Genomic DNA, 12486 nt, shown 5'->3' on the forward strand with positions numbered 1-12486 from the left:
CACGACATGCATTGGATGATTCTCGCCGCCGCACTGGCCCTCAGCACAACCAGCCAGGCCGCCTCAATCTATAAGTGGGTCGACGCTCAGGGCGTGACGCATTTTGATGCTCAACCCCCCACCGGCCAGCATGTGCAGGAAATCAATGTGCAGACGCCGCCACCAGCCTCTGCGCCCAGCACTCCTGCGGACGACGGAGCTGCACAGCAACGCGCTATTGACCAGAAAGTCAAAAGTCAGGTGAAGGCTCAGGAAGCGAAACGCGCGGAAAATTGCGAAACCCTGCGCACCAATCTTGCGCAGTTGCAGAACAATCCGCGAGTGCGCGAGCAGGTTGGAGGAGAATCGAGGCGTCTTACGGAAGAAAACCGCAAGACGCGTACCGAAGAAACCGAGAAAGCCATCAGCGAATTCTGTCGCTAGAGGATTGGCTCAGCGAGCGGCCGTAATCAACTGGTCGAACCGTGCCAGATGCTGCTGCAGCAGCCGGGTTTCACTCAGGCGCCCGGCATAGACCATCTCGGCCATCTCCAGAATGCCGGACGCATTGGGCAGCGGCAGGTCACGCTCGAGGATGACTTTCATGCGCGGCAGGAAGATCCATTGCAGCCACTGCGCGAACTCGAGCGTATCGACGCTGAACGGTTCCTGACTGGCAAGCGCCTGCTCGCTGGGCGGCGTCGTATCCCACCAGCCCAGCGCGCGCAACTCGCGCTCTATCAACAGCAACTGCTCGGCCACCTCAGGCAAACGTACGTCCATCAGCGAGCCTTTTGGCGAGCCAGCGCAGCACCGGCCGCGTCACCCTGCTTTTCGCGAGACTGGGCGATCAGCCCCCAAAGGCTGGCCTGAAGGCTGGTACGCCCGTTGGCGTAGGTCAGACCGCGACGAGCCAGTTGCTCGGCCTGGGCTGCGTCGCCCTGAGCCAGACGCACCTGAGCCAGACGATAAAGCACCTGAGGCTCACGCGGGGCGACACGCTGCGCGCGCTCCAGGCTTGAGGATGCGCCGTTGAGGTCGCCACTGCTCTGCTGTTGCTGTGCCGTGGTCAGCAACGCCAGTACCGGCCCGTCAAGCTGCTCGTCCTCTGACAGACCGCCGCCACTGGACGGAATCCCGGTCGGTGCAGAGGCAGCCGGCATGCTGTAACTGTTGTTCGCCGGAGCCGGGCTGATCGGGGCCTGATTGACCGGAGCGGCGTCGACAGGCGGCGTGTTGACACTGAACGGCGCCTGACTGGTCGGCGCAGAGAAGCTCTGCCCTGCATCGGCACCACCCGCGCCCGGCACCATCACCACGACACCCGAATCCTGCGGCACGGCTTGCGGCTGCTGAACCGGGGCGGTGTTGGTTCGGTAAGTGCCATTACGCGACGCTGCCGCGCGCTCGCCGTTGGACACCTTGGAGCTCGAATCCACGACCGGAATCGAGCCGCGTTCCACACTGGCGCAGCCGTTCAGCAAGGCCAGTGCCGTTAAAGCTGGAATCCACCATTTATTCACTTCAAAACCTCGATTGCCTAGGGTCTGTTCCCGTTTCGACGTAACCCATTGATCTCTATGAGAACAGGCCCGTATTGTTGGAGTTCTCACACAACACCAATACGAGCCTGCAATGCCCCGATTAATGCTCAGTGATGAGCACTGGCCGAAGCTTCGAGAAATTTTGCTGCACGAATCGATCTACAACAAGCGAGATTTGCGCACCACGGTTGAAGGCATGCTGTACCGCATGCGTGTGGGTTGCCCTTGGCGAGACCTGCCGAAAGCGTTTGGAAACTGGAGCAAGGTCTACAAGCGGTTCAATGCCTGGTCTGCTTCAGGCAAGTGGGTCAAGGTGCTTGAGGTGCTGATGACCGATCCTGACATGGAGTGGGTTTTCATTGATGGCAGCTATGTAAAGGCTCATCAGCACAGTGCAGGTGCTGCCAGCACGCAGGACCAGGCCATCGGAAAAAGCCGAGCCGGTAACACCAGCAAGATTCACCTGGCTGTAGACGCTTGTGGGCTGCCCATTGCATTTGACGTGACCGGAGGCCAGACCAATGATTGTTCGCAGGCGGCCTCGTTGATTGCCAAGATGCCCAATGCAGAAGTGATCATTGCGGACAAGGGCTACGACACTGAAGCGATACGCGCTCAGGTCGAGCAGCAAGGCAGCAAAGTGGTGATTCCACGAAAGCGCAATTCTCTGAAAGGGAACGCAGATCTGGACAAAGGGTTATATCGCAATCGACATCTCGTAGAAAACGCCTTTGCCCGGTTGAAGCATTTCCGGGCGGCGGCTTCTCGGTTCGACAAACTCAAGAGAAACTATGAAAGCGTCATAGCAATGGCCTGCGCTTTTCTGTGGCTGCCAATGTGAAACGGGAACAGACCCTAGTTCAACCAACCCTTGACCCAGTCCATCACCTCAGTGGCAGGTGCCGGAGCGCCGCCGCATGTCGCGCCGGGCTGGGGCTCACTGCCGCGAATATACGGCATCTGCACTGCATTCGGGCAGCTCGAATCAGAACCCTGGCCTGTCTGCGCATCGACCCATGCCTGAACGACGTTATCCGGCATCGCCATGTCCAGCGGCAGCGGATTGGCCTTGCGCATAAAGCTGGTCCAGACCTGCAGGGCACCAGTGGCGCCAGTAAACGGTGTCTTGCCGTTATCATCACGGCCCATCCACACTACGGCCAGCAGATCCTGACTGAAACCGGCGAACCAGCTGTCGCGCGAGTCATTACTGGTGCCGGTCTTGCCCGCCAGATTCAGCGAGCTTGGCAACACGTTGTAAACAGATTTGCCCGTCCCTTCGCGCATTACCCGCTGCATCGCATTCTGTACCAGATAAATGGCACCTGGGTCGAAACGCTGCTCGATCTTGAACGGATAACGCTTGAGCGGTTCACCTTCGGCGGTCAGCACACTGCGAATACCACGCATCGGCGTATTGAACCCGCCGCTGGCGATGGTCTGGTACATGGTGGCGACTTCCATCGGGCTCAAGCCGCCCGCACCCAGCAGCATCGACGGATAAGCAGGCCACTCACGCGTTACACCCAGCTTGGCCAGTGTCTTGAAGACAGTTGGAATACCCAGTTCAAGGCCCAGCTTGGCAGTCGACAGGTTGTAGGAATGCGCCAGCCCTTGATACAGAAAGATGTTGCCATGCGACTTGTGATCGTAGTTCTGCGGTTTCCAGATCTGGCCATCAGCGCCTTTGACCTGAAACAGTTCGTCGGCAATCCAGCTGGTCAGCGTGTACTGGCTCGGACGTTCCAGTGCGGTCAGGTAAATAGCCGGCTTGACCAGCGAGCCTATCGGACGCACTGCATCGATCGCCCGGTTGAAACCCGAGAACCCGGCCTCGCGACCGCCAATCAGCGCCTGCACCTCACCGGTCTCCGGGTTGGTGACGACCATACCCGCCTCTACTTCATCAACACCCTTGCGCCCGGCGAGCTTTTTGAACGTGTCGTCCATAGCGGCCTGGGACTTCATCTGCAGGATCGGATCAAAGCTGGTAAAGATCCGCAGCCCTTCTTCGGTCAAGTCTTCATCGCGATAGTCTTCGCGTAACTGGCGCTTGACCAGATCCAGAAAAGCCGGGAACGAGCTGTCGGCGAGCGTGCCGGTCTTGGTCACACCCAGTGGCAATTTCTTCGCGGCGGCCACCACTTCGGGGGTTGCCACACCTTGCTGCTCAAACAGGTCAAGCACCAGATTACGACGCTCCAGAGCACGCTCGGGATTGCGGCGCGGGTTGTAGAAGGACGGCCCCTTGACCAGCCCGACCAGCATCGCCACCTGATGAATCTTCAGTTCGGAAAGCGGCTGGCTGAAGAAATACTGACTGGCCAGACCGAAACCGTGCACTGCACGTTGACCGTCCTGACCGACAAACACTTCATTGAGGTAAGCCTCGAGAATTTCCTGCTTGCTGTAATGGATCTCCAGCAAGACCGCCATCATGGCCTCGGTGAGCTTGCGGGTCAGGCTGCGCTCGTTGGTCAGGTAGAAGTTCTTGACCAGCTGCTGGGTCAGCGTACTGCCGCCCTGGCGCATCTGCCCTTGCGAAGTATTCACCCAGATAGCCCGGGCAATGGACTTGGGCGACACGCCGAAGTGGTGATAGAAATCGCGGTCCTCGACCGCCACCAGCCCGTCGAGCAGATACGGCGGTGCCTGATCAAGCTTGATCAGGATCCGGTCTTCGAGGTTCTTCGGGTAAAGCCCGCCGATCAGCAAGGGCTCAAGCCGCGCCACGGCAAGCTTGGCACCATTGCCCGACGACAGGTCGGCGACGTAATCACCGGAAAAGCGCACGCGCACCTGCTGCGCCGCATCAGTGCCTTCGTAGAACTGGAAACCCCGCGTGTTGAGGTCGACGGTATTGCCATTCACCGCCGCAGCGCCAGGACCATTCGCGACGCTTTCGCGGCGATAACCCAAGGCGTCGAGTTCGATGAGAAAATCATCGCGGCTCAGCTTCTGTCCGACGAACAGCTCCAGCGGTCGTGCATAGACCTTGGCCGGAATGGTCCAGCGCTTGCCGGAGAACTTCTCCTGAACGATTGCATCGAGGTAAATGGCCAGGCCGCCCAGCAGAACCAGGCCGACAATACCGAGCTTCAACGCCCAGCCCAGCCACTTGTTCAGGCTGCGAGGAGGTTGCTTTTTAGGAGAACGAGAGGTGCGGGATCGAGTCATGGGCGCGGATTATACGCACTTTAGCAAGGATCGACAGACGCCCGAGTCAGCGGTTTGCAGCCTCGCGCCAAGCGGCCATAATGGCGGCATCGCGTACTTACATTTTGAACACATTCCTGAAGGATCGCCCGTGAGCAAGTCTTTGATCGCTGCCCTGCAGAACCCTGCTCTTTTCCCACATCCGGTGGAGAATTTCCAGCTCATCGAAACGCACATTTCGTGGGTTCTGCTGACTGGCCCGTATGCCTACAAATTCAAGAAGCCGATGAACTTCGGTTTCCTGGATTTTACTACGCTGGCTCTGCGTAAGCATTTCTGCCACGAAGAGCTGCGCCTCAATCAGCGCCTGACCGACGACCTCTACATCGAAGTGCTGCCGATCACCGGCACCGTCGACGCGCCGCAATTGGGCGGCGACGGCGAAGTCATCGAATACGCCTTGAAGATGAAGCAGTTTTCACAGGACGGCCTGCTCAGCACCCTGCAGGCCAACGGCGAGGTGACCACTGCGCATATCGACGAACTGGCGCGCCAGATCGCAGGCTTCCACCTCAGCTCGCCGCAGGTCGGAACCGAAAGCGAACTGGGCTCGCCAGACAGCGTGATGGCCCCTGTGGTACAGAATTTTGAGCAGATTCGTCCACTGATCAGCGAAAAATCCGACCTGGCACAGCTCGATGCCCTGCAGGCGTGGGCAGAGTCGAGCTTTGCGCGGCTCAAGCCACTGCTGGCTCAGCGCAAGGCCGACGGATTCATCCGCGAATGCCACGGCGACATCCATCTGGGCAACGCGACAGTGATTGACGGCAAGGTCGTGCTGTTTGACTGCATCGAGTTCAACGAACCGTTCCGCAAGACCGACGTGTACGCCGACATCGGCTTCCTGGCAATGGACCTTGAAGACCGTGGCCTGAAATCATTGTCTCGGCGCCTGATCAGCCAATACCTGGAAGTCACCGGCGACTACGCAGGCCTGGAACTGCTGAATTTCTACAAGGCTTATCGGGCGATGGTTCGTGCCAAAGTGGCCCTGTTCAGCCAGCCATCCGACGCCGACGGTGTACAGCGCGCAGCGACGCTTCGTCAATACCGCAACTACGCCAATCTGGCCGAAAGCTACAGCGCCATTCCCTCACCGTTCCTGACAATTACCCACGGTGTATCAGCCGTCGGCAAAAGTCATGTCGCAATGCGCCTGGTGGAATCGCTGGGTGCCATTCGCCTGCGTTCGGACATAGAGCGCAAGCGTCTGTTTGCCGGGCGAGCTGAAGAGATGTATGGCGCGCAAGCCAACGATGCAACCTATGCTCACCTGCACGAGCTTGCCGGTATAACCCTGCGTGCGGGCTTCTCGGTGGTGATCGATGCCACTTACCTCAAGCATGAGCAGCGCGATGCAGCGGCGAAAGTCGCCGAAAACACCGGCGTGCCGTTTCTGATCCTCGATTGCGAAGCTCCACAGGCAGTGATCGCTGGCTGGCTTGCCCAGCGTCAGGCACAGAACAATGATCCTTCCGACGCGACCCTGGAAGTCATCGAGGCCCAGCAGGCCAATCGCGAACCGCTCAGCGCAGAGGAAACGCTGCGCAGCAAGAAGGTTGCCACCCACATCAGCAGTGAGCTGGACAGTCTCATCGACAACCTGCGCCAGCGCCTGCCGGGGCTGTAAAACCGGTACATGGCCGTTGAGCGGGTAATGCTTCACGGCCCCACAATGATGGCGATATAATGGCGCCATAATTCCAACGCAACCACATGTCCGAGGCCATCATGAGCCAGCCCAAACAGATCGACTCACCGCTTTATATGCTGCTGCGCAAAGATGATGTCGAAGGTTTCAACCAGGAGAAACCGCGAACCGGCACAATCGATATGGCCGGGGGTGACTTTCGAGGGCTGGACCTGCGGGCACTGGACACCGCCGGTATCGATTTCACCGACGCCTACTTCCGGTCTGCCGACCTTCGCGGCCTGGACCTGCGGCACACGCCGATGGAAGGTGCGAGCATCGCTCACGCACAGATTTCAGGCGTGTTCTTCCCCGCCGAGCTCTCGGCTGACGAGATTCTGATGTCGGTAAATTTCGGTACGCGCCTGCGCTATCGCACCCGCTAAAACTGTAAAACCGTCGCAGCCTGCATGCGCAATGCATGTCAGGCTGGCGCTGTGTCGCTTCATTTCTGAAACTCTCCCCCTCTAAATATCGTGGCCATGCGCAGCCAGCCGTTATGCCGTGCAAGGCATTTTTGGCCTATGGATAGCTGTCAGGTGAAGAGCATGGACAGGGTCAAAAGAACTGTTGACTTACAAATGAGAATCGTTATGATTATCACATCCGGTCGCGAGACTGGACGGTAACTGAAAGACCTTGGTTCGGACTTTCAGATTATCTCCTCATCAGGCTAATCACGGTTTTTGACCCGGCTCTTTGCCGGGTCTTTTTTTGTCCTTCAAAAAACTACCCGCCTCTCAAAAACCATTGCCATACGACTCATACAGGCCAAGTCTGGCCAGCAAATCATCCAGCAAGCTTGAGCCACCCAACCGCACGCGCCCGGCATTCATCCATTGCCGACCAAAACGGGCATGCGTCAGCATCATGTAAAAACGTGCCTCGTCGAACGTCCGGATCCCTCCCGCAACCTTCAACCCAACCTGCCCGCCGACATCCGCGATGGACTCGAGCATCACCCGTGCAGCCTGCGGTGTAACGTGGGTGGCTGATTTGCCTGTGCTGGTCTTGATAAAGTCGGCACCCGAAACAATCGCATCGCGGCAAGCATTGAGGATCATTTGGGAATCGCGCAGATCGCCGGTTTCAAGTGTCGCGGTGAGTTTGACCCGCCCTGCACACAATGAGCTGCACGCCGATATCATCTCAAGACCGGGCTGCCTGTCCCCACCGAGCAGTGCGCGAAAGGGATACACGACATCTATTTCGTCCGCGCCGGACAGCAGCGCAGCGCGAACTTGCGAGGTCACTGACTGAATGTTGCTGCTGCCGTGGGGGAAATTGACTATGGCGACAACCTTGATGTCATGCGCCTGCATACGGTCCAGGGTGGTACGTGCCAGACACACGAAACGCGGCTGCACGCAGACCGCGGCAACCTGCCCCACAGGCGTCCATGCGCGCTGACAAATGCCGACGATGCGCTGCTCCGTGTCGTCGGCATTGAGGGCAAACAGCTCAAGCAGCCTTATGACCTGACGCGCCAGCCGCTCATCATCTGCTGTCATCTCTTTCATGGCGTATTCGCTCTGCAAAACATAGGCAGAACGATATACGGGCTTGAAGGCCAGCAGGCGTGAGCACCATGCTCAGAGAAAAAAGCCACAGGAAGACAGGAAAAAACTGACGCAGCCTGTAACAAGCCCGGCGTACGACAACGCGACAATCCAAAGAAGCTGTCAGACTACCCAGGTCAGGCGTCTACCCAAAAAACAGGCCTGTGGAGGCTTCTTGAAATTCCTTTGCACCTCAAGTCACTTGCACGAAGCCCAAAGCAGGGGTTTCGAGCTAGGCGGACACGCATTGCTGGCAGTACGTCGTCAGGGTGAAGTGTTCATCTACAAAAACCGCTGCCCGCATCGCGGTATCGCCCTGGAATGGCAGCCGGATCAATTCCTCGACAGCAGCGCCAGCCTGATCCGGTGCGCTACGCATGGGGCGTTGTTTCTGATCGAGAATGGCGAATGCGTTGCCGGCCCCTGCGAAGGCCAGTCATTGACGGCAATCCAGAGCCGTGAAGATGCTGAGGGGATCTGGGTGTCGCTGTCCATGGAGGATGACGAGGGCTGACTCGTCACGCCCAGAACGCTTCAATCCAGCCAGTGCACCTGCAGTCGTCGGTCAATAACAATTTCGTCTGGCGTCAGGTCCACACCGTAGGCAAGAATTTGCACACCAGCGTCAATGGCTTCGCGCAACGCAGCCGCGTAAACCGGATCGATCTCCTTTGCGGGTCGCACGGCGTCGATACCGGTGAGGTTGACGCAATACAACAACACGGCCCGCACGCCCCCGCGCGCCAGCGTGGCCAGTTCACGCAAGTGCCGCGCACCACGCTGGGTAACCGCGTCGGGAAACGCAGCGACACTGGAATCATCGAAACCCAACGTGACACTTTTCACTTCCAGATACAGATAGCCATCAGGGTATTCAAGGCGAAAGTCCACACGACTCTTTTCCTGCCCGTAGGCCACCTCGCGCTTGAGCGTCGTAAACCCCTCGAGTTCGCTGATAACCCCGGCGCGCAAGGCCTCTTCAACCAGCGTATTGGCTCGCCCGGTGTTGATACAGGCCAGCCTGCCCTGCGGCGTCTCGCTGATTTCCCAAGTGCCCGGCAGCTTGCGCTTCGGGTCACTTGAACGGCTGAACCACACACGCCCACCGGGCATCATGCAGTTGAGCATCGAACCGGTGTTGGGGCAGTGAATGGTCAACAGCTCGCCGCTGTCGGTTTCGATATCAGCCAGAAAGCGTTTGTAACGGGTCAGCAGACGACCCTGTTCAAGCTGCGGAGCAAAGCGCATCAGGCACCCCAGCTACGCAAACCGCGAGCAATTCGCTCGACTGCCTGCTGAAGGCGCGGCAGGCTCTGTGTATAGGCAAAGCGCACATGATGCCCAGCCTGATGGCGACCAAAGTCCAGGCCTGGCGTAAAAGCGACATGCTCGGTTTCCAGAAAATGCCGGCAGAACGCGAAGGCATCGCCGCCAAACGCCGAGATGTCGGCGTACAAATAGAATGCCCCTTCCGGCTCGACGGCAATACCGAAACCCAGTTCGCGCAGCGCAGGCAACAGGAAGTCCCGGCGACGGCCGAACTCGGCGCGCCGCTGCTCGAATATTTCAAGTGTCTGAGGCTCAAAGCAGGCAAGCGCGGCATGTTGCGCCATGCTTGGCGCGCTGATGTAAAGGTTCTGCGCCAGTTTTTCCAGATCGGCCACGGCGTCTTGTGGTGCAACCAGCCAGCCGAGGCGCCAGCCCGTCATGCCGAAATACTTTGAAAAACTATTAAGAACAAACGCTTCGTTATCCACCTCCAGCACACTGCTGGCCTCCACGCCGTAGGTCAGGCCATGGTAGATCTCGTCCACCACCAGGTGGCCGTTGCGAGCTTTCAGTGCTTGTGACAAGGCTGCCAGTTCGTCGCGATTCAGCAGCGTGCCGGTAGGATTGGCAGGCGATGCCACCAGTGCGCCGACACTGTTCTGGTTCCAGTGAGCCGCCACCAGTTCGGGATTCAGTTGATAGCGTTCTTGCGGACCGACCGGCACCAGTTGCGCCTCGCCCTCGATCAAACGCAGGAAGTGTCGATTGCAAGGGTAGCCAGGGTCGGCCAGCAACCAATGCTTGCCCGGATCGACCAACAGGCTGCTGGCAAGCAACAACGCGCCCGAACCGCCCGGAGTGACCAGAATGCGCTGGGGATCAATATCAACGCCGTAGCGTCGGGCGTAGAATCCGGAAATGGCTTCGCGCAGTTGCGGAAGACCACGAGCGGCGGTGTAGCGAGTCTTGCCGTCTGCCAGCGCCGCCTGGCCAGCCTTGATGATGGGCTGCGCAGTCGTAAAATCGGGCTCGCCGATTTCAAGGTGAATAACGTCATGACCCGCTGCCTGCAGTTCATTGGCACGCGCCAGCAGCGCCATGACATGAAAAGGTTCGATGGCGCGACTACGTGCACTGTAAGGCTGGGGCATGGATATTCCTTTATGGGTGCGGGTATTAAAAACATGATTGTCATGACGACGCGGCATGATTCTACCGAACCGACCGCACTACGGTGCTTTAACGGGCTGAAAAACCCAGCCGTCGAATGCTGAATAAAAGAAAGCTACGACGGTACGCATCGACTAGAGTTCATTTAAGTGAAGGGCAGATGTGAAATAGCCATCTCTATAAGCGGACGGCGTCGTCATGCTCGACAACCGGGAGTAGCGCACTCCGATTTGATCTGGTAAGTTCGCCCGCTTGCAGCTGCAGGGCCGACGGGTGTCGGTGATGGAACAATCCTGCGCAATAGATTAGAAGAGTGAGAGGCGGTCCAGACATGCCCACCCCAGAAAAGCAACACAGCCATCTAATCGGCGGCTTTGCACCCTACCCGGAAACAAAGGGTGAGGAGTACATGAGCGAGCCCATGCGCGCGCACTTCACCAAGATCCTGAACAAGTGGAAGCAGGACTTGATGCAAGAGGTCGACCGAACGGTAGACCATATGAAGGACGAAGCAGCCAACTTTCCCGACCCGGCCGACCGTGCCAGTCAGGAAGAAGAGTTCAGCCTCGAACTTCGTGCCCGTGACCGCGAACGCAAGCTGATCAAGAAGATCGACAAGACGCTGCAACTGATCAAGGACGAAGAATACGGCTGGTGTGAATCGTGCGGCGTAGAGATCGGCATTCGCCGTCTTGAAGCGCGCCCGACTGCCGACCAGTGCGTCGACTGCAAGACACTTGCTGAAATCAAGGAAAAACAGGTCGGTAAGTGACCTGGGGCCGCCTTTGACTGAAAAAGACGCTTCGGCGTCTTTTTTTGTGCCTGTTGGAATCACGCCCCTCGTGCCAATACGCGCGTTGACTATCGTGCCGACGCTTCACTTCGGTTCGTCGTTCCGGATTTGCGTCCGATCTTGAATGTGCGGTGCGGCAAAGATCTGTGACGCCGAGCTTCACGCACGGCATTCCTACGCTGGAGCGTGAGGAACGATAATCTCAACTATCGTGCGACGCTCCGCGTCGCATGCCGTTCTGGACGCTCTGCGTCCGGTCTTGGACGAGCAACGCGGCGCAGAGTGAACATCGTCACGAGAGTCCGCGTGAAGACCAACCGCGTTTCGCTTGCTCACTCAAGCTAGCCACCCGTAACATCCCGCCCATGAAAAAACCGGCCTATATCGGGCGCTTTGCGCCGACTCCCAGTGGTTATCTGCATTTTGGCTCGTTGGTCGCAGCGCTGGCGTCCTATCTGGACGCTCGCGCAGTCGGCGGCCAGTGGCTGTTACGCATGGAAGACCTGGACCCGCCGCGCGAGGTGGCCGGCGCGCAAGCCGCGATTCTTGAAACCCTTGAGCGCTACGGCTTTGAATGGGATGGCGAGATGGCTCGGCAGAGCGAGCGCCATGATGCCTACGCCGAAATACTCCAGCGCTGGTTCAATCATGGCCTGGCCTATGCCTGCACCTGCTCGCGCAAACAGCTCGAGCCGTTTGAAGGCGTGTATCCCGGTTTTTGCCGCAATGCGGGACATGCGCCCGAGAATGCCGCAATCCGCATCCGGGTCCCGGAGCTTGAATATCGCTTCGAAGACCGTGTGCAGGGCACATTCAAAATGCACCTGGGACGCGAAAGCGGTGACTTCGTGATCCGCAGGCGCGACGGCCTGTATGCCTATCAGCTCGCCGTGATAATCGATGACGCCTGGCAAGGCGTGACCGATATCGTGCGCGGTGCCGACCTGCTGGACTCGACGCCCCGCCAGTTGTACTTGCAGGAACTGCTGGGCTTGCCCCAGCCACGCTACCTGCATGTGCCGCTGATCACCCAGCCGGATGGCCACAAGCTCGGCAAATCCTATCGCTCGCCACCGTTGCCGGCCGAACAGGCCACCCCTCTGCTGATTCGGGCATTGCGGGCACTGGGGCAACCACTCGATACGCACATGACCGATGGCACCGCGCAGGAAGTGCTTGCCTGGGGAATCCGCCACTGGAACGCCGACCTGATCCCCAGACTGCGCAATATTGAAGAAGCCCGGATAGACTGATCCAGAGCGGTCG

General features: G+C 58.6%; 13 protein-coding genes. 7 read left to right on the plus strand and 6 right to left on the minus strand.

All coding sequences use genetic code 11. From position 1 onward, the window contains the following. Positions 1 to 6: 6 nt before the first annotated feature. Positions 7 to 423, plus strand: a complete 417-nt coding sequence (locus AC4ANK_RS24605; RefSeq protein ID WP_002552073.1) for a DUF4124 domain-containing protein — start codon at positions 7 to 9, stop codon at positions 421 to 423. Positions 424 to 432: 9 nt separating this feature from the next. On the opposite strand, the gene AC4ANK_RS24610 is transcribed toward AC4ANK_RS24605, so the two are convergent. Together AC4ANK_RS24610 and AC4ANK_RS24615 are read right to left on the minus strand one after the other, a co-directional pair. After that, entirely contained in the window at positions 433 to 762 is a 330-nt protein-coding gene (locus AC4ANK_RS24610) for a YqcC family protein (protein WP_002552072.1), read from the minus strand. Continuing rightward, positions 762 to 1463, minus strand: a complete 702-nt coding sequence (locus AC4ANK_RS24615; protein WP_004663734.1) for a tetratricopeptide repeat protein — start codon at positions 1461 to 1463, stop codon at positions 762 to 764. Before AC4ANK_RS24615 ends, AC4ANK_RS24610 begins: the two co-directional genes overlap by 1 nt. 151 nt (positions 1464 to 1614) lie before the next feature. On the opposite strand from AC4ANK_RS24615, the gene AC4ANK_RS24620 reads away from it, so the two are divergent. Beyond that, a complete protein-coding gene (locus AC4ANK_RS24620; RefSeq protein ID WP_460382697.1) occupies positions 1615 to 2364 on the plus strand; it encodes an IS5 family transposase in 750 nt (249 codons plus the stop codon). Positions 2365 to 2378: 14 nt separating this feature from the next. On the opposite strand, the gene mrcB is transcribed toward AC4ANK_RS24620, so the two are convergent. Next, a complete protein-coding gene (mrcB, locus tag AC4ANK_RS24625) occupies positions 2379 to 4700 on the minus strand; it encodes a penicillin-binding protein 1B (RefSeq protein ID WP_002552070.1) in 2322 nt (773 codons plus the stop codon). A 130-nt stretch (positions 4701 to 4830) separates the two neighbouring features. Here mrcB and AC4ANK_RS24630 point away from each other — a divergent pair, with 130 nt between their 5' ends. Then, a complete protein-coding gene (locus tag AC4ANK_RS24630) occupies positions 4831 to 6369 on the plus strand; it encodes a bifunctional aminoglycoside phosphotransferase/ATP-binding protein (RefSeq protein WP_002552069.1) in 1539 nt (512 codons plus the stop codon). A gap of 101 nt (positions 6370 to 6470) precedes the next feature. Then, positions 6471 to 6815 carry a pentapeptide repeat-containing protein gene (locus AC4ANK_RS24635; protein ID WP_002552068.1) on the plus strand — a complete coding sequence of 115 codons (345 nt, stop codon included), beginning with the start codon at positions 6471 to 6473 and terminating at the stop codon, positions 6813 to 6815. A gap of 354 nt (positions 6816 to 7169) precedes the next feature. On the opposite strand, the gene deoC is transcribed toward AC4ANK_RS24635, so the two are convergent. Beyond that, positions 7170 to 7949 (minus strand): deoxyribose-phosphate aldolase, encoded by a 780-nt coding sequence (gene deoC / locus AC4ANK_RS24640; protein WP_002552067.1) that lies wholly within the window; start codon positions 7947 to 7949, stop codon positions 7170 to 7172. A gap of 214 nt (positions 7950 to 8163) precedes the next feature. On the opposite strand from deoC, the gene AC4ANK_RS24645 reads away from it, so the two are divergent. Continuing rightward, entirely contained in the window at positions 8164 to 8502 is a 339-nt protein-coding gene (locus AC4ANK_RS24645) for a Rieske (2Fe-2S) protein (RefSeq protein ID WP_002552066.1), read from the plus strand. A 20-nt stretch (positions 8503 to 8522) separates the two neighbouring features. On the opposite strand, the gene sfsA is transcribed toward AC4ANK_RS24645, so the two are convergent. Both sfsA and AC4ANK_RS24655 read right to left on the minus strand, forming a co-directional pair. Next, positions 8523 to 9236: a DNA/RNA nuclease SfsA gene (gene sfsA, locus AC4ANK_RS24650; RefSeq protein WP_002552065.1), complete on the minus strand. Its 714-nt coding sequence runs from the start codon at positions 9234 to 9236 to the stop codon at positions 8523 to 8525. Continuing rightward, entirely contained in the window at positions 9236 to 10408 is a 1173-nt protein-coding gene (locus AC4ANK_RS24655; RefSeq protein WP_002552064.1) for a pyridoxal phosphate-dependent aminotransferase, read from the minus strand. The genes sfsA and AC4ANK_RS24655 overlap by 1 nt, the downstream gene beginning before the upstream one ends. 350 nt (positions 10409 to 10758) lie before the next feature. On the opposite strand from AC4ANK_RS24655, the gene dksA reads away from it, so the two are divergent. Both dksA and gluQRS read left to right on the plus strand, forming a co-directional pair. Then, complete coding sequence (gene dksA / locus AC4ANK_RS24660) at positions 10759 to 11199, plus strand: RNA polymerase-binding protein DksA (protein ID WP_002552063.1); 441 nt, start codon at positions 10759 to 10761, stop codon at positions 11197 to 11199. A gap of 386 nt (positions 11200 to 11585) precedes the next feature. Then, positions 11586 to 12473, plus strand: a complete 888-nt coding sequence (gluQRS, locus tag AC4ANK_RS24665) for a tRNA glutamyl-Q(34) synthetase GluQRS (protein WP_002552061.1) — start codon at positions 11586 to 11588, stop codon at positions 12471 to 12473. Positions 12474 to 12486: the final 13 nt, after the last annotated feature.

The sequence above is a fragment of the Pseudomonas sp. Pmew2 genome (assembly GCF_058129885.1).